Annotated in this window: 15 protein-coding genes; 6 read left to right on the forward strand and 9 right to left on the reverse strand. The window is 73.0% G+C overall.

Annotation, left to right across the window (positions count from 1 at the left end):
- Positions 1 to 32: 32 nt before the first annotated feature.
- Positions 33 to 1,211 (reverse strand): ROK family transcriptional regulator, encoded by a 1,179-nt coding sequence (locus RCO28_RS00135; protein WP_308938815.1) that lies wholly within the window; start codon positions 1,209 to 1,211, stop codon positions 33 to 35.
- Positions 1,212 to 1,480: 269 nt separating this feature from the next.
- Entirely contained in the window at positions 1,481 to 2,548 is a 1,068-nt protein-coding gene (locus RCO28_RS00140; RefSeq protein ID WP_308939641.1) for a mechanosensitive ion channel family protein, read from the reverse strand.
- A 375-nt stretch (positions 2,549 to 2,923) separates the two neighbouring features.
- On the opposite strand from RCO28_RS00140, the gene RCO28_RS00145 reads away from it, so the two are divergent.
- The gene (locus tag RCO28_RS00145) at positions 2,924 to 3,460 is read left to right on the forward strand and encodes an HNH endonuclease (protein WP_308938816.1); all 537 of its coding nucleotides are present in this window, start codon (positions 2,924 to 2,926) and stop codon (positions 3,458 to 3,460) included.
- A gap of 96 nt (positions 3,461 to 3,556) precedes the next feature.
- On the opposite strand, the gene RCO28_RS00150 is transcribed toward RCO28_RS00145, so the two are convergent.
- The gene (locus RCO28_RS00150; protein ID WP_308939642.1) at positions 3,557 to 6,514 is read right to left on the reverse strand and encodes a beta-N-acetylglucosaminidase domain-containing protein; all 2,958 of its coding nucleotides are present in this window, start codon (positions 6,512 to 6,514) and stop codon (positions 3,557 to 3,559) included.
- Positions 6,515 to 6,993: 479 nt separating this feature from the next.
- Between RCO28_RS00150 and RCO28_RS00155 the strand changes: the two genes are divergently transcribed.
- The 5 genes from RCO28_RS00155 to RCO28_RS00175 all read left to right on the forward strand — a co-directional run bounded on the left by RCO28_RS00155 (position 6,994) and on the right by RCO28_RS00175 (position 10,926).
- The gene (locus RCO28_RS00155) at positions 6,994 to 7,257 is read left to right on the forward strand and encodes a hypothetical protein (RefSeq protein ID WP_308938817.1); all 264 of its coding nucleotides are present in this window, start codon (positions 6,994 to 6,996) and stop codon (positions 7,255 to 7,257) included.
- A gap of 76 nt (positions 7,258 to 7,333) precedes the next feature.
- Positions 7,334 to 7,573 carry a hypothetical protein gene (locus RCO28_RS00160; protein WP_308938818.1) on the forward strand — a complete coding sequence of 80 codons (240 nt, stop codon included), beginning with the start codon at positions 7,334 to 7,336 and terminating at the stop codon, positions 7,571 to 7,573.
- A 199-nt stretch (positions 7,574 to 7,772) separates the two neighbouring features.
- Complete coding sequence (locus tag RCO28_RS00165; protein WP_308938819.1) at positions 7,773 to 8,732, forward strand: DMT family transporter; 960 nt, start codon at positions 7,773 to 7,775, stop codon at positions 8,730 to 8,732.
- Positions 8,733 to 8,776: 44 nt separating this feature from the next.
- The gene (locus tag RCO28_RS00170; protein ID WP_308938820.1) at positions 8,777 to 9,697 is read left to right on the forward strand and encodes a LysR family transcriptional regulator; all 921 of its coding nucleotides are present in this window, start codon (positions 8,777 to 8,779) and stop codon (positions 9,695 to 9,697) included.
- A gap of 176 nt (positions 9,698 to 9,873) precedes the next feature.
- Positions 9,874 to 10,926: a selina-4(15),7(11)-diene synthase gene (locus RCO28_RS00175; RefSeq protein ID WP_308938821.1), complete on the forward strand. Its 1,053-nt coding sequence runs from the start codon at positions 9,874 to 9,876 to the stop codon at positions 10,924 to 10,926.
- A 121-nt stretch (positions 10,927 to 11,047) separates the two neighbouring features.
- Here RCO28_RS00175 and RCO28_RS00180 read toward each other — a convergent pair whose 3' ends face one another.
- The 6 genes from RCO28_RS00180 to RCO28_RS00205 all read right to left on the reverse strand — a co-directional run bounded on the left by RCO28_RS00180 (position 11,048) and on the right by RCO28_RS00205 (position 16,956).
- Entirely contained in the window at positions 11,048 to 12,448 is a 1,401-nt protein-coding gene (locus RCO28_RS00180; protein ID WP_308938822.1) for a cytochrome P450, read from the reverse strand.
- A 64-nt stretch (positions 12,449 to 12,512) separates the two neighbouring features.
- Entirely contained in the window at positions 12,513 to 13,850 is a 1,338-nt protein-coding gene (locus tag RCO28_RS00185; protein ID WP_308938823.1) for a cytochrome P450, read from the reverse strand.
- Positions 13,847 to 14,482, reverse strand: a complete 636-nt coding sequence (locus RCO28_RS00190) for an ATP/GTP-binding protein (RefSeq protein WP_308938824.1) — start codon at positions 14,480 to 14,482, stop codon at positions 13,847 to 13,849. Before RCO28_RS00190 ends, RCO28_RS00185 begins: the two co-directional genes overlap by 4 nt.
- On the reverse strand, positions 14,463 to 14,822 hold the full coding sequence (locus RCO28_RS00195) for a DUF742 domain-containing protein (protein ID WP_308938825.1): 360 nt from the start codon (positions 14,820 to 14,822) through the stop codon (positions 14,463 to 14,465). Before RCO28_RS00195 ends, RCO28_RS00190 begins: the two co-directional genes overlap by 20 nt.
- Positions 14,819 to 15,205 (reverse strand): roadblock/LC7 domain-containing protein, encoded by a 387-nt coding sequence (locus RCO28_RS00200; protein ID WP_282537771.1) that lies wholly within the window; start codon positions 15,203 to 15,205, stop codon positions 14,819 to 14,821. Before RCO28_RS00200 ends, RCO28_RS00195 begins: the two co-directional genes overlap by 4 nt.
- A gap of 35 nt (positions 15,206 to 15,240) precedes the next feature.
- Complete coding sequence (locus RCO28_RS00205) at positions 15,241 to 16,956, reverse strand: sensor histidine kinase (protein ID WP_374991062.1); 1,716 nt, start codon at positions 16,954 to 16,956, stop codon at positions 15,241 to 15,243.
- Positions 16,957 to 17,199: the final 243 nt, after the last annotated feature.

Here is a 17,199-nt window from a genome sequence, read left to right on the forward strand (position 1 = left end):
GGGTGCCGTGCGTGTCGTGCGGGTGGAGCAGGTCAGTGGGCGGAGGTGTCGAAGACCTCGGCGCGGGTGACGGCGAGCGCGCTCTCCAACGCGCCGCGCAGCACCGGCTGTTCGGTCACCTCGCCGAGGACGAGCCGGGGCCGGGAGGCGGCCAGCTCGGCGAGTTCGGACTGGATCAGGGAGCGCAGCGGTTCGCCGCCCGCGCAGGTCACGCCGCCGGACAGGACGACGAGCCCGGGGTCGAGCACCGCGACGACGGCGGCGAGACCGGTCGCGATCCGCTGCGCGGTCTGCCGCAGCAGCTCCCGCAGGGCCTCGGCGTCGCCGCCCTCCTCCCCCTCGGCCTCGGCGGCCCGTCTCAGGAGGGCGGCGGCCATCTCGGCGTACGGCTGCTCGGCGGTGTCGATGCCCAGGGACTTGGCGATCCCGGGCACCGCCTGGGCGCCGGCCAGCTCCTGGAAGCCGCCGCTGTTGGCCTTGGCGACCTGCCGTACGAGCGGGGTGCCCGGCACCGGCAGGAAGCCGATCTCGCCCGCGCCGCCGGTCCAGCCCCGGTGCAGCCGGCCGCCGATCACGAGGGCGGCGCCGATGCCCTCCTGGTTCCACAGCAGGACGAAGTCCTGGTCCTCGCGGGCGGCGCCGAGGCGCTGCTCGGCGACGGCGGCGAGGTTCACGTCGTTCTCGTAGTCGACCGGCATCGGCAGGGCGGCGGCCAGCTCGTCGAGGAGCGCGGGGGAGTGCCAGCCCGGCAGGTGGCTGGCGTACCGGAGGCGTCCGGTGTTCGGGTCGAAGGCGCCGGGTGTGCCGATCACCACCCGGTGCAGCTCGGCGCGGGTGAGCCCGGCGTCCTTCGCGGCACCGTCGACCGAGGCGAGCACCTGACGTACGACGTCCTGGCCGCCGCGGCCGGGGGTGCGCAGCTCGAAGCGGCCGGCCTCGGCGCCGGTGATGTCGGCGACGGCGGCGACGATGCGCTCGGGCGTGACGTCGAGGGCGGCGACGTGTGCGGCGGAGGCGTTCACCGCGTACAGCTGGGCGCTGGGGCCCGGGCGGCCCTCGCTCGTGCCGGTCGCCACGACCAGGCCGGCCGCTTCGAGGCGGGCGAGCAGCTGGGACGCGGTGGGCTTGGAGAGGCCGGTCAGCTTGCCGATCCGGGTGCGGGAGAGCGGGCCGTGGGCGAGCAGCAGGTCGAGCGCGGCCCGGTCGTTCATCGCCCGCAGCACCCGCGGTGTACCCGGCGTCCCGGGTGACGTCCCGGGTGTCGTCCTGGGTGTCGTGGGGGGAGTCCCCGCCATGCCGTGCTCCTCCGTACGCCGGACTCGTACTGTCCCCTCCGTACGCAGGACTCGCACTGAGCCGAATCTGTTAGGAAGGTTTCCTATTGGGTGAGGAACGTAGCAGCGGGCTTCCGGGTGCCGTCAAGAGGGCGAACGCGGCGCACCCCCGCCGGTTGTCGACGGGGGTGCGGAGGGAAGAGCGGCTACTTGCTCATGCTGGGCGGCGGGATCGGGGACGCCGCGATCGACTGAGGGGAGGTCGCCGAGGCGTACGCGGACGGGGCCGCGACCGCCGGGGCCGGGTTGCCGTCCTCGTCCTGCTCGGCGGCGAGCATCATGCGGCCCACGATGCGGATGCCCGCGGCGTCGAAGGCCTCCTTGATCCGCCAGCGCAGCTCCCGCTCCACGCCGAGCGCCTTGCCCGGCATCGTCTTGGCGCTGACCCTGATGATCATCTGGTCCAGGTAGACGGCGTCCAGGCCGAGCACCTCGACCGGGCCCCAGAGCCGCTCGTTCCACGGCTCTTCCTTGCTCATCACGGCGCCCACCTCGGTGAGCGTCTCGCGCACCTTCGCCAGGTCCTCGTCCGAGCGCACTGCGACGTCCACGCCGGCGGTGGCCCAGCCCTGGGAGAGGTTGCCGATGCGCTTGACCTCGCCGTTGCGCACGTACCAGATCTCGCCGTTGTCGCCGCGCAGCTTGGTGACGCGCAGGCCCACCTCGATGACCTCGCCGGAGGCGACGCCCGCGTCGATTGCGTCACCGACGCCGTACTGGTCCTCAAGGATCATGAAGACGCCGGAGAGGAAGTCCGTGACGAGGTTGCGGGCGCCGAAGCCCAGCGCCACACCGGCCACACCGGCACTCGCGAGCAGCGGCGCCAGGTTGATCTCGAAGATGCCGAGGATCATCAGCGCGGCCGTGCCCATGATCAGGAACGAGGCCACCGAGCGCAGCACCGAGCCGATCGCCTCGGAACGCTGCCTGCGCCGCTCCGCGTTGACCAGGAGACCGCCGAGCGCCGTGCCGTCGACGGCCTGGGCGCCGCGGTTCATGCGCTCGATGAGCTTGGTGATCGTGCGCCGGATCACCGAGCGCAGCACCGTGGCGATCACGATGATCAGCACCACGCGCAGCCCGATGCCGAGCCAGGCGGACCAGTTCTGCTCGATCCAGCCGGCGGCGTTGGTCGCCTTCTGCTGGGCCTCGTCGAGCTGGTTCGCGGGGTCCTTGGCGGACCCGGCGGCCGACAGCGTCGACACGACGGACAGAAACACGGCGGGCACCTCCGGGCGTAGCGGCTGCCCACAAATGAGGAGAGGAGCGGGCAGACCAACCACACTAACGGGGCATCGTGTGTGGATCGTTGTGATGTTCGAAGGAGAGACCGTGCTCACTTGCGGAGGTGCGGTGGCCACCCGGTGCCTGCCCGGTGCCCGGCTGGTGCCTGCCTGGAGGTCTTCCCGGTACGCGCCGGGGGACGGCCGGAGGGAGCGCCGGGCGCCCCCGGGGCCGTGACGGGTGTGGTCGAAAACACTGCAAGCCCGTTACCGGCGCATGGTGGCGCTTCGACCAGGCATGAGGGGAGACTGAGAGCAGATCGTCCCGGCGCGAGCCACGCGCCGCCGGCGTACAAGGAGGCATCCGTGCCGCATGTCCTGGTCCTCAACGCGTCGTACGAGCCCCTCGGCGTCGTACCGCTCCGCCGCGCGCTCGTTCTGGTCCTCGAGAACAAGGCTCAGTGCCTCGAGGAGTCCGGCGCCTTTATGCACAGCGCGACCTGCACCATCCCCGCACCCAGCGTGGTCCGGCTCAAGCGCTTCGTGCGGGTCCCCTACCGGGGGCCCGTTCCGCTGACCCGGCGAGCCCTCTTCGCCCGCGACGGGGGCCGCTGCATGTACTGCGGTGGCGTCGCAACCAGCGTCGACCACGTCATCCCCAAGAGCCGGGGAGGTCAGCACGCCTGGGAGAACGTGGTGGCGTCATGCCGCCGCTGCAACCACGTGAAGGCCGATCGTCATCTGCTCGAACTGGGCTGGCGGCTGCGTCACAAACCCGCCCCGCCCACCGGACTCGCCTGGCGCATCATCGGCACCGGGCATAGGGATCCGCGCTGGCTGCCCTACCTGCAGCCGTTCGGCGCGGACGACGCGATGGCCCGGATCGACGGCATCTCCGCCTGAGCGATCCGGGTCTCTGTGTGACCGGGCCGGTCGCCCACCAGCTCCGCGGGCGACCGGGCCCGAAGCGGTCTGCCCGGACCCCTGCTCCTCTGCTCCTCAATCGCCGGAGGGGCTGGATTTCACCTCGTACGCCTCCACACCCCACAGCGAGTACCCGAACCGCGTCCCCCGCTTCTCGCCCTCCACGCGGACGAAGCGGACATCGCGCTCGTCCATGCGGACCGTCTCCCGGCCGCCGCGCCCGCCCCGGACCTCGGCCGCCGTGCGCCAGCGCTCGCCGTCCTCCGAGACCCGCACGCGGTACGCGGAGGCGTACGCGTCCTGCCAGTGCAGCGCGACCTTGCCGAGCCGCACCGGGCGGTCGAACTCCGCCTGCCACCACGCGTCGTCCTCGGCCGGTGAGGACCAACGGGTCTCCGGGTCCCCGTCGTTGGCCGCCGCCGCCGGGAAGTCGCGGGTCTCGTCGCCCGACGAGGTGGCCTTCGCGCCGCGCGCCAGATCGGGCCCGCCGGTGCGCGGGTACGCACGGACGGTGAGCGTGCGGGTCTCGCCGCCGTACGAGACGGGCACCGCGTAGCTGCCCGCCGGGGTGCCCTCGGACACCGTGATCTCGACCGGGACCGTGACGTCCGTGCCGCGCGGCACCTTCGCCTCGCCCGGCACCCGCACCTCTACGCCCTTAGGGGCCCGCGCCGTGAGCTTCCCCCGGACGTCGGCGGGCCGCCGGGCGGTGAGCTTCGCCGTGACGCGCTGCGCCGGGCCGCCGATCTCCGCGTCCGCCTCGTCGCGGCTCAGCTCGAACGCGGCGTCGGCGCCGTCGGCGAACCAGGGCACGACGTGCTGCGCGGGCACCGTCGTCCGTACCGCGTCCGCCCTCAGGCCCTTCGCGGCGGTCTCCGTCCAGCCCTTGCCGGTGAGGCGGCCCAGGGTGCGCCAGCCCTCGCCGGGGACGTGGGCCTGCACCACACCGCGCTCGCCGGGCTCCGTCACCGCCGTCACGGCCTCGATGGGCCGCGGGCGCGGCAGCCGCACGGTGTACGAGGCGTCGTCCTCGGCGACCTCGCCGCGCTCCTCGGCCGTGCCGGACCAGCGCTCCGACTCCTTCTCGGCCTTGTCGAGGAACGGCCCGAGCACGCCCTTGCCGACGGTGGCGCGGCCCGACCGCACCTCTTCGCGGGCCGCGTCGAGGTCCTCGCGGTGCCGCCAGGCCCGCGCGCCGTCGCCGCGGCTCTGGGCGAGCAGCATCTCGACGGCGGCCTCACCCGCGGTGCCGTACCGCCCCAACTGCTCGGTCCAGGGCGCCACTTCGGCGCCGAGGTCGGTGTCGCGCAGCCGCTGCGGGGTCTCGCGGAGCACCGTGAACGCGTCCTTCAGGCGCTGCCCGGCGGCCTCGGTGCGCCGCAGGTCGCCGCCCGCGCGCTCCCGCCAGAAGGCGTCCATCAGCGGCCGCAGATACGCGGACTCGTCGGCGCCGAGCACCGAGGACGCCGTGTTGCCCGCGAGGGCCCGTACCGCCGCACGGCGCTTCGCGTCGCCGTCCGCGAGCTCGGCCGCGGTGGCGTCGACGGCGGCGCGCCAGGACTCCTGGGGGCGGTACGCCTTCGGGTTCCAGGCGTAGTCGGCGGCCGTGAACAGCGGGATGCGGGAGGCCACCGGCTGCTCCATGGCGTTGGCGAGCAGCGCGGCCGAGCCGCTGGCGACGGCCGGTTCGCGGCCCATGTAGGGGCCGAGGAAGATGCGGTCCTGCGCGTAGTCGTTGACCGGGTAGTTGTCCATCGTGACCAGCGGATGCCCGAACGCCTCGCGCGCACCGGCCAGTTCACGCCCGGTGATGGTCTTCGGTACGACACCGACGCCGGTCCACGCCACCTGCACCTGGTCGTCCAGCTTCGCGGAGAGCGCCTCGCGGTACTCGGTCGCGCCGTCCTGGAAGTACTCGGTGGGCATCAGGGTCAGCGGCTCCGCGCCCCGGTGCCGCTCCCGCAGATGCGCCGCGAGCGCGCCCGCCACCTTCGCCTGCGCGGTCGCTGCCGCCTTCGGTCCGGAGCCGAACGTCTCGGCGTCCGCGTCGCAGTGCCACTCGCTGTACGACACGTCCTGGAACTGGAGCTGGAACGCCCGCACACCGAGCGCCCACATCGCGTCGACCTTGCGAAGCAGCGCCTTCAGGTCGTCGTCGGACGACAGGCACATGGCCTGGCCGGGCGAGACCGCCCAGGTGAGCGTCACGTGGTTGCGGGCCGCCCGCTCGGCCAGGGAGCGGAACCCGGCGCGCTGCTCGGCGGGGTACGGCTCACGCCAGCGCGCCTGGCGGTACGGGTCGTCGCCGGGGGCGTAGACGTACCGGTTGAGCTTGCTGCGGCCCATGAAGTCCAGCTGTTCCAGGCGCTGTTCACGGGTCCAGGGCGTGCCGTAGAAGCTCTCGGCGAGGCCGCGCACTCCGGTGCCGGGCCAGTCGCGGACGCGGACGCCGGGCACGGAGCCGGAGTCGCCGATCAGCTGGCGCAGCGTCTGCACGCCGTGGAACAGGCCGTCCTCGCCGACGCCTTCGAGGGCGACGGTGGGCCGGCCCGCGACCTCGCCGACCGCGAGGCGGTAGCCGCCCCGCGGCAGGTCGGCGCGGTCGGCGGAGCGCAGGGCGCGCAGTGCGGCGGCCGCGCCGGAGCGTCCGCCCCCGCCCGCCTCGCCCGCGCGCACGACGAGGGCGCCCGCGGGCGGCTTCGCGCTGTCCCCGACCTCGGTGACGCGGCGGGCGCCCGCGTTCCGCAGAAGGGTGCGCAGCGCGTCCACGGCGTACGGGTCGGCGCCCGCGTCCGTCGCGACGTACACCTGCTCGCCGATGCGTACGGTCTGGCCGCCCGCCTTGGCCTGCTGCGGGCGTGGCCACACCTGCGGCAGGGAGTCGTCGCTCGCGCGGTCGGTGCCCGCGGGGGCGTCGGGTTCGGTGACGGCGGGCTGCGGTGGCGCCGCGAGGGCTCCCGGTGCGCCGCCGATGAGGCCCCCGATCACCGCGGCCGCGATGGCTGCCGCCCGCTTCCTGCGCCGCACCTGCACGGCTGCCCCGCCCTTCTTCCGCACTTCCCGCACACAGCGTCGGACGTCAGCTTAGGGCGCCGCTGCGGGGGCCCCGATAGGGCGCGGGGCTGTGACATCGGCGGCTCCGCCCCTGGGCGCGACCAGCCACGACGGCGCGGCAGTCGAAAGGCGGCCGAGAAGCGGGGCCCGGGGGCGCAGCCCCCAGGAGCCGTCCGCCAGGACTTTCGGGAAGAGGCGGGGAGGGGAAGAAAACCGCCCGTCCCGGCGGCGGCACGGCGCACAATCGGCGGCGAAACCCCCGCACTCGGCGTGATGTGCGTCACGTCACGTGCCCGCCCGGCAGCACCCCGCAAGCCCTCCCCGCCCAGACGCCCCAAGGGAAAGCCCCAACTCCCGCCGCCGGAACAAAAGGTGGGCGGGAACGCGTTGGTCGAATGTGATCGGTTCCCCTGGGTAGGGAGCCCATCCGACCATGCCGCCCACCGAAGGAGGCCCTCGTGGCCGCATCGGCTCAGCTTCTGCTCGACGCTCTCTCCAAACGGTCGGAGCTGCGCGACCTGCCGGACATCTCGCTGGTGTCCGACCCCGGCTCCGGGTTGCTCGGCTCCTGTGCCTGCTGCGTCGAAGCGCCCCTGACGAGCGAGCCCCCGCTCGCCGACGCGGCCCCCCTCACCAGCGAACCCCCACTCGCCGCCGCCCCCCTGACGAGCGAGCCCACCGCCACCGGAACCGCCGCCGGAACGGACCCCTCCCTCTACTGACGGCCGAGACTGACGGGCGAGCCCGTACGGGCACCCCGGGCGCGCGCCCCGTCAGGGCACCCGCTAGTTTGGCACCGTGGACAAGAAGAACGCCCTGCGCACCGGCGCCGTAGCAGCCGGTACGACGCTGATGATGCTGCTCATGTCGTCCCCCGCGCTCGCGCTGACCCGCGACGACGGCGACGACCCCGGTCCCGGCCTGAACGTGATGGAGACCCTCGGCCTGTACGTCGTGGCGCCGATCGTTCTCTTCCTGGTCATCACCGGCCTGGTGATGGTCGGGGACAAGTCCCGCAAGGGCCCGAAGCAGGGCTGACGCCCGCAACTCTTCGCGAGGGCGCGCCCCACCACTGAGGTGGGGCGCGCCCTCGTCGTCTGCGCGAAACCCCCGACCTTTCACTTCTGCTGAACGGATCTGTCGAAAGTTTTCGATGGACCTAAGTAAGCGCGGAGTGCGACGGTAGCTCCGCAACGTGATCGAGGAGCCCGCGAGGGCAGAGGGGCAAGGGGTATCGATGGCGGTCCTGGACCGAGTCCACGGCAGCGCGACGGCGGACGCGGCAGATCCGGCCGATCGGGGAGGCGCGGGGAAGGCCCGACGGGCCGCCACTCTCGGCCTGCTGCTCGCCGCACTCGCCACCGTGGTCTGGTCGGGCAGCTTCGTCACCTCGCGGGCGCTCGCCGACTCCGTACCGCCCGTCCAGCACGCGTTCTGGCGCTGGATCGTCGCGCTCGTCGCCGTCGCGCCGTTCGCCGCCCGCGCCGCCTGGCGGCAGCGGGCCCTGCTGCGGGAGCACATCCGCTTTCTGCTGCTCGCGTCCCTGCTCGGCGTGACCGTCTACAACACCCTCGTCAACCAGGCCGGGATCTCCACCACCGCCGGGAACATGGGCATGATCATGGCCGCCTCGCCGGTCGTCATGGCGCTCTACGAACGCCTCGGCGGCACCCGGCTCGGCGCCCGCAGGGTCGTCGGGCTGCTCATCGCCTGCGCCGGGGTGCTGCTGCTCGTCAGCAAGGGCTCGCTCGCCATGGACTTCGCCGTCGGCGACCTGTGGATGCTCGCGGCGGCGCTCTCCTTCGCCTCGTACAGCGCGCTCCTGCGCCGCAAGCCCGCCGCGATCGAGGGGCTGTCGTTCCTGTTCACCACGTTCCTGCTCGGTGCGCTGATGCTGGCACCGGTGTTCGTCGCGAGCCTCGTGATCCAGGGCGGCTTCGAGCCGACGCCCGCGACCGTCTCGCCGCTGCTCTACGTCGGTGTGATCTCCTCGGCCCTCGCCTTCTTCGCCTGGAACAAGGCGATCTCGCTGATCGGCGCCGCCCGCGCCGGAGTCGTCTACTACCTGCAGCCCGTGTGCGTGGCGCTGCTCTCCTTCGTGGTCCTCGGCGAGCCGACCGGGCCCATGCAGGTCCTCTGCATGGGGCTGATCCTCGGCGGGGTGATCCTCGGGGCGGCGCGCGGCGGCGCCAAGTGAGCGCGGCGCGGGGCGGGTCGGCCGGCCCGGATAGATTGCCGGGTATGACCGAGTGGGACATCAAGAAGCTGCAGATCCTGCGCACCCTGAGCGAGCGCGGCACCGTCACGGCCACCGCCGCCGCGCTGCTCATGACCCCCTCGGCGGTCTCCCAGCAACTCTCCAACCTCGCCAAGCAGTTGGGCGTACCGCTCCTGGAGGCGCAGGGCCGCCGGGTGCGGCTCACCGACGCGGCCCACCTCGTACTGCGGCACGCGGAGGCCGTCTTCGCGCAACTGGAGCGCGCCGACGCCGAGTTGGCCGGGTACGTGCGCGGCGAGGCCGGCGAGGTGCGGGTCGGCGCGTTCTCCACGGCGGTGCCCGCGCTCGTCGTCCCGGCCGTACGGCACCTGCGCGCGGCGGCGCCCGGGATCGAGGTGCGGGTGCGGGAGGCGGAGGCGGCGGAGGCGTACGAGCTGCTCGCCGGGGGAGACGTGGACCTCGCCCTGTCCCTCGCCGCGCACGCGCCGACGCCGCGCGACCCCAAGTTCACGCGCGTGCCGCTGCTCGCCGACCCGCTGGACGTCGCCCTGCCCGTCGGGCACCCGCTGGCCGGGCGGGCGCGGCTGCGGCTCGCCGAACTCTCCGCGGAGGCCTGGATCTTCGGCGGCAGCGGGCCCTGGTCGGAGATCACCCTCGCGGCCTGCGAGGCGGCGGGCTTCGTCCCGGAGCAGGCGCACAGCGCGGCCGGCTGGACCGCGATCATGGCGATGGTCGAGGCGGGCATGGGGGTCGCCCTGGTTCCGCGGATGACCGCCGTACGCCGGGCGGGCGTCGCGATGTGCACCCTCGGCCCCGACCAGCCGCGCCGCCACGTGGTGGCCGCGATGCGCCGGGGAGCGGAGGACGGCCCGGCCCTGGCCCGGGTCGTGGAGGCGCTGCGGGAGGCGGCGAACGCGCTGGGGCGCGACTCAAACCCGGGCTGAGGAGATGTCAGTCACGCTTGGTACGGGCTTACTTGGGGTAGCCCGCGAGCCGCGCAACCCACTCAGCCAATTCTTCACAACTTGATCATATTCCGCTTTCGATCAGTGGCTACGATGCGAGGCGCCTTGATCAACATGGGGTGTGGGTCATGCCCCGCGACGAGAGTGAGTGCTCAGTGGGGACCGACCTGGCTGTTCCGCCCATCTATTCGCCGTTCCGCGAAGCGATACATCCGCTGTACCAGGACATAGATCAACAGACCGCGCTCTGGGCGGAGAAGTTCCGCATCGGCTCCGACGAGCTGCGCGGCCGACTGGTCCGGCACGACATCGGCGGCTTCTCGGCCCGCATCCTGCCCGAGGGCCGCGAGGAAGTCGTCTCGCTGCTCTCCGACTTCGTCCTGTGGCTGTTCGGCGTCGACGACGGGCACTGCGAGGAGGGCGAACTCGGCCGCAAACCGGGTGAGTTGTCCGGCTACCTCTCCCGGCTGCTGCGCGTCGCGCAGAACCCCGAGGCGCCGATGCTCCTCGACGACCCGCTCGCCGACGGCCTGCGCGACCTGCGCCGCCGCGTCGACCGCTACGGCACCGCCGGCCAGGCCGCGCGCTGGGTGGACGCCCTGCGCGAGTACTTCTTCTCCGTCGTCTGGGAGGCCTCGCACCGCACCGCGGGCACCGTCCCCGACCTCGACGACTACACCCTGATGCGGCTGTACGACGGCGCCACCTCCGTCGTCCTGCCCCTCCTGGAGATGGGCCACGGCTACGAACTGCAGCCCCACGAGCGGGACAACACCCGCGTACGGGCCGCCGCCGAGCTGGCGTCGTTCATCATCACCTGGGACAACGACATCTTCTCGTACCACAAGGAAGCGGGCGGGAAGGACGAGTTCTGGCTCAACGCGCTGCGCGTGCTCGAACGTGAGCGGGGCATCACGCCCGAGGCCGCGCTCGACCTCGCGATCTCCCAGCGGGACCGGGCCACGAACCTGTTCCTGCTCCTGGGCGAGCGGCTGCGCGCCGATGCGAGCCCGCAGCTGCGGCAGTACCTGGACTCGCTCGCCTGCTTCATCCGCGGTGCCCAGGACTGGGGGATCACCTCGGTGCGCTACACCACGCCGCACGATCCTGCCCGGTTCCCGGACGCGTTCCGGCGGACGCCGGTCGACGCGAGTCTGGAGCCGTTGGGGATCGCGGCGGTGGACTGGTGGTTCGGGTTGGTGTCGTAGGGGGGCGTGCCTCTGCGGGTGGGCGCGGGTTGACCGGGCGCGGGTTCTGCGCCGTTCCCCGCGCCCCTATCCTGCGCAGTTCCCCGCGCCCCTTAAAAGCATTGCGCCGTTCCCCGCGCCCCTATCGGGCGCGGCGGGGCCTTCCCATGAAGCCCCGGCGTTCTTGCGGGACTTGAGGTGTCGTGGGCGTCGCGACCGTCGGCTCCGGCATCGGGCCCGGCATGGTCGCCGGGCGGGACGGAGTGGCGGTGACCGCGGCCGTCGGGCGGACCGGGGTGAAGCGGACCGGGAGCGACTCCAGGCGGCGCGAGATCCAGGCCGAGACCACCCGCAGCTCGGCCTCGGAGACCGCGAGCCGGATGTCGATCAGGCGGCCCAGCAGCGTCTCCACGCCCGTGTCCGCGATCGCGCGCCCGATGTCCTGGCCCGGGCAGCCGTGCGGGCCCGCGCTGAACGCGAGGTGCGAGCGGTTGCCGTGCATCGACGCCGTCAGGTCGGGGCGGATCGCCGGGTCCACGTTGCCCGCCTCCAGGCCGAGCAGCAGCATGTCACCGGCCCCGATCGCACGACCGCCGAGCTCCGTGTCGCCGATCGCCCAGCGGGTGGGGAGCAGCGCGATCGGCGGATGGTCCCAGAGCACCTGCTCCAGGGCGTCCGGCAGGGTCATCTGACCGCCGGACAGGCTGCCGCGGAAGCGGGAGTCGGTGAGCACCATCCGCAGGGTGTTGGCGATCAGGTTCACCGTCGGCTCGTACCCGGCGACCAGCGTGAGCCGCAGGTGCTCGCGGATCTCGTCGTCGCTCAGGCCCGACTCGTGGGCGATCAGCCAGCTGGTGAAGTCGCTGCCCGGCTGCACCCGCTTGCGGGCCACGAGCTCGCTCATCGCGTCCACCACGAACCGGTTGCTCGCCACCGACGTGGCGCTGCCCCGGGTCATGTCGCGGACCGCCTCGACCAGCTTCGGGCCGTACTCCTCCGTCATGCCGAAGTGGTGGGTGAGCACCATCATCGGCAGCTGCTCCGCGAACTCCTCGACCAGGTCGGCGCGGCCCCGCCCGGCCAGCTGGTCGACGAGCTGGTTCGCGTACCGCGTCACATAGCGGCGCAGGCTCTGCCGGTTGAACAGGTCCAGGCTGTCGGTGACCGCGAGGCGGAGGCGTGCGTGCTCCTCGCCGTCCGCGAAGGCGAGCAGCGGCTGCCAGGCGGTGAGCGGCAACAGCGGTGAATCGGCGGCCAGTTGACGGTTCCATACGCGGGAGTCGCAGGTGAACCGGGACGGCGTGCGCATCACGTCCAGGTTCTCCCGGTGCCCGAGCACCAGCCAGGCCGGGATGTCGCCGTGCACCAGGACCGGGGCGACCGGGCCGTGCTCCGCGCGCAACTGCTCGTACAGGTGCTGTCGGCCGCTCTCCGCCTCGGGGCCGTAGATCCGCCGCGGCGCGCCCGCGCCACCGGCGTGCGCGGGGCAGCCGGGCGGCGGCTGCGGCGAGGTGGAGCCGGCGGATTCCGGGGCGGTGGTCATGGGGACGGCCTCCAAGGCAAGGGCGTACGGGAGCGGCGGCGGGAAGCGCCCAGAGGTGTGCGGGTCAGCGGGGCTGCACGGTCATCGGGATGCGGTCGGCGTGCGGGACGGCCGAGACGACCTCCTTGGGGACGTGCCCCGAGGACGGCACCAGGCGCCAGCGCGGCAGCAGCGTCGCCAGGGCGATCGTCGCCTCCGTCCAGGCGAACTGGTCGCCGATGCACTTCCGGTTGCCCGCGCCGAACGGGATGTACGACTCCCGGCGCATCCCCGCCTCGGCCTGCCGCTCGGGCAGCCAGCGGTCCGGGTCGAAGGCGTCCGGGTCCGGGAAGAAGCGCGGGTCGCGGTGGAGGGCGTACAGGCTGAAGCCGACCTCCGCGCCCACCGGCAGCCGGTGGCCGCCCAGTTCGACCTCCGTCGTGGTGCGGCGCATCAGCATCGTCACGCCGTGCAGCCGGATGACCTCGTCCAGGACGCGGCGCAGCGCCACCAGCTTCGGCACGTCCTCGACGGTCACCGGGCGGTCGCCGACGACCTCGCGGATCTCCGCCACCACCTGTGCGTCGAACTCCGGGTGCAGCGCGAGGTGGTGGAACGTCCAGGCGAGCGTGGCCGCCGTGGTCTCCGCGCCGGCGAACAGGATGGTGCTCAGCTCGTCCCGCACCTCCACGTCGGACAGGTCGCGCTCGGCGAGCAGCAGCGAGAGCAGATCGCCCGCGTCGGTGTGGCCGGTCCTGCGCCCGGTGGCGATCACCTCGTCGATGACCTGGCGCAGGTTGGCCGCGGCCAGGTCGAATTCCCGGTTCGGGCGGATCGGCACCCGGTCGAGGAACTTCGGCGAAGCCGCCCGTACGAGGAGATTGCGCAGGGCGATCGGCAGGTTGGTGCGGATCGCCTCCACCGCGGGCAGGCCGATGTCGGTGGAGAACAGCGTGGAGGCGAGCGTCTCGATGGCGAACTGCGCCATCTCGTGCTCCAGCTCGATCTCCTGGCCCGCCGACCAGGAGTCCGCGAGGGTCTGGGCGTTGCGGCTCATCACCGTCGTGTACTGCGCGATGCGGTCCTTGGAGAACATCGGCTGGATCAGCCGGCGGTGCGCCCGGTGCACCTCGCCGTTGGCGTTGGCCAGGCCGTTGCCCGCGAGCGGTCGCAGCCGGTCGAAGAAGCGGCCCTTCTCGAAGCTGCGGGCCTGCCCGACCGTGACCTCGTGCACGAGCTCGGCCGTCGTCGCCACGTACAGCGGCATCCGGCCCAGGTCGATCCGGACCAGATCGCCGTGCCCGGCAAGGGACTTGAGGAAGCCGAAGGGGTCGCGAAGCAGCTTCAGGGCGTGCCCGGCGAGGGGTATCGCGCCCGGCACCCGGGGAACGGCCGATGCGCCGGCGGTCTCGGTCAGGGTCACGATGCCTCCGTAGCGACAGCAAGGGTCTGCAGATACCGCATCAACGCCATCAGCACGTCACGGCTCGACGTGCGCAGCCGGGCGTCGCACTCCACGATCGGGACCGACGCGGGCAGGTCGAGCGCGCCGCGCAGCTCCTCGACCGGGTAAGCCGGCGCGTCCGGGAAGGAGTTGACCGCGACCACGAACGGTACGGAGCGCTCCTCCAGGCGGCCGATCACGTCGAAGCTGACCTCCAGGCGGCGGGTGTCGACCAGGACGACCGCGCCGAGCGCGCCCTCGAACAGGCCGCGCCACAGGAACCAGAACCGCTCCTGGCCGGGGGTGCCGAACAGGTACAGGACCAGCTCGTCGTTGATGCTGATGCGGCCGAAGTCCATGGCGACCGTCGTCGTGGACTTGCGTTCCACGCCCGCCGTGTCGTCGACGCCGACCCCGGCCTGCGTCATCGTCTCCTCGGTGGTCAGCGGCCTGATCTCGCTGACCGAGCCCACCAGGGTGGTCTTGCCGACGCCGAAGCCGCCGACGATGACGACCTTGACCGCGGCCGCGGCGGTCTCGGGCAGTACGTCCTCGCTCCGTGGCCCGGCGGCCTCGACCGAGCCGGGGCTCTCAGAGCTTCTGAAGTCCATCGATCACTGCCTCAATCAACGCGATGTCGGGGAGTTTTGCGGGCGGTACGGGCGGTCGGGAGAACACCCGGTTGTCGGCGATGAGGTCGCTGAGCAGCACCGTGACGACGCTGACCGGCAGGCTCAGATGCGCGGAGATCTCCGCGACGGACAGCGGCCGCTGGCAGATCCGGACGATCGCCGCCTGCTCGGGCTGCATCCCCGGCCGCGGCGCCGACCTGGCCACGATCAGAGTGACCAGGTCGAGCGTCGTCTTCGCGGACGAACCACTGCGGCCACCGGTGATCACATAGAGCCGTTCGGGGCCGCCCCCGTCCCAGTGCGGTTCGGCCGAGTTCACCTCGCGGCCACGTCCTGCCGCGGCGGGGTGCTCAGGTGCTCGCCGATGCGCAGGACCAGGTCCCGCATGCGCTGGCCCATCAGGCCCGCGTCCACCCCCTCGTCGGCGAGCACGGCGAGGAACGCGCCCTGCCCGGCCGCCATCAGGTAGAAGAAGCCGCCGTCCATCTCGATCACGACGAGCCGCATCCGGCCCTCGCTGTACGGGAGTTCGGAGGCGACCGCACCGGCCAGGCTCTGCAGTCCCGCGCAGGCGGCGGCGAGCCGGTCGGCGGAGTCGGTGTCGGCGCCGTACTGCGCCATGCGCAGGCCGTCGGCGGAGAGGACCACGACCTGGCGGGTCTGCGGGACGCCTTCGGCGAGGTCCTTGAGCATCCAGTCCATGTTGGCGGCCTGGCCCGAGTGTCCCTGCTGCTGAATCACTGCTCGTTCCCCTTGCTAGCCGACGCCGAAGGGGCGTCGAGTTCCTGTGCGGCCCGGGGGCCGTTGCCGGTCGCCGCGGGGGCGGCGCCGCTGGTGTCGCCGGACAGGCCGCTCTGGAAGGCGGCCAGCCACATGCCCGGCTGGACCCCGTCCGAGGCTTCCTCGGCGGCGGGGCGGGGCTCGGGGGCCGGGTCGGCGGGGGCCCGGCGGCGCCGCTGCGGCAGGCCGTTCGCGGTGCGTTCGGTGACCACGGGTGCGTCGTCCTCCGCCGGGTTCACGGGTCCAGTCACCGGGCGCTCCGTTCGGGGTGCGGTAGGAGCCTGTGCGGACGCGGCGGCCGGTTCGGCGGCCCGCTGCTCGGCGGGGGGCGTGGGCATCGGGTGCTGCCCGGTACGGGACGCGGCGGGCTGCGGGGCCGCCGCGTGGGCCGGGGCCTGGGCCGCGGGAGCCTGCGAGGCCGAGGCCGAGGCCGAAGCCGAAGCCGAAACGGGAACCTGCTGGGCCGGAGCCTGCTGGGCCGGGGCCTGCTGGGCCGGAGCCTGCCGGACCGGTTCGTGTGCCCGCGCGTGGCTTTCGCCGCTCCGCTGCGCCGGCACGGCCCCGGTCGTACGAGGACCCGAAGCGGCGCCGATGCCGTGGGCGAGCCCGGTCGCCTGCGCCACCGTGGTGATCAGGTCCTGCGGCACGATCAGGACGGCACGGACACCGCCGTACGCGGACGGCCGCAGCGACACCTGGAAGCCGTACGCCTGCGAGAGCCGGCCGACCACGGCGAGGCCGAGGCGGGGGCTCTCGCCCAGGTCGTAGACGTCGATGCCCTGCTGCGCCTGCTTCAGCATCCGTTCGGCGCGGCCGCGGGCCTCCTCGCTCATCGAGACGCCGCCGTCCTCGATCTCCACGGCGATGCCCGACTGCACGTCGACGGCCGTGAGATGGACCTTGGTCTGCGGCGGCGAGTAGCGCGTGGCGTTGTCGAGCAGCTCGGCGAGCGCGTGGATCAGCGGTTCGACGGCGGTGCCGACGACGGCGATGTCGGACACCGAGTGCAGCTCGACGCGCTGGTAGTCGATGATCCGCGACATCGCGCCACGCATCACCGAGTACAGCGGCACGGCCCGCGACCACTGCCGGCCGGGCCGGGCGCCACCGAGCACCGCGATGGAGTCGGCGAGGCGGCCGATCAGGGCGGTGCCGTGGTCGATCCGCAGCAGGTCGCCGAAGACGTCGGGGGACTGGCCGTGCCGGTCCTCCATCTCCCGCAGTTCCTGGGCCTGTTGGTGCACGATCGCCTGCACGCGGCGGGCGATGTTCACGAACGCGCGCTGCGCCGAGTCGCGCAGGTCCTCCTCGGCGGTCACCGCGTCGATGACCGAACGCAGCACCTCCAGGTGGGCCTCCGGCACCTGCAGCGAGGCGAGCACGTCCTCGGGGAAGTCGCCGCGCCGCAGCCGGGCCACGACGTCCGGAAGCAGCGAGTCCGCGAGGTGCAGCGTCTCCGCCTCCTGCCGCCCCAACTGGGCCTGCCAGGCGGCGGATTCGGCGCTCAGGGCGGCGATCCGGCGTCCGCGCCGGGCGGCCTCACCGCAGGCGATCCCCACGACGACCGTGGCGACGGCACCGGCGATGACGACCGGAAGCAGAGCGGCCGAGGGGACCTGGAACGCGGCGACGGTGGTGCCGACGGCGAGGGCCAGCGGGGCCGACAGCCACACGGGGACGGGAGACTTGGAACTTCCTGGGGATGCCCCCGCGCGAACCCTCTGCACTGCGTTACTCCCGTACGTACGCGAAGATCATCAGACGGGTCGGTAGCGTAACGCCTTCGGGTGAACCCCTCATGACCAGGGGGCAAGTCCTTGGCCGGATCTGCGTGTCGGGGGACAAAGGGTGTGACGCAGGGTGTACGGAGGGCCCGGTTCCGGGGTGGTCGCGGTCACGACTCCCCGGAACCGGGC

Origin of the sequence: Streptomyces sp. LHD-70 (assembly GCF_031157275.1) — a bacterium.
Lineage (GTDB): Bacteria > Actinomycetota > Actinomycetes > Streptomycetales > Streptomycetaceae > Streptomyces.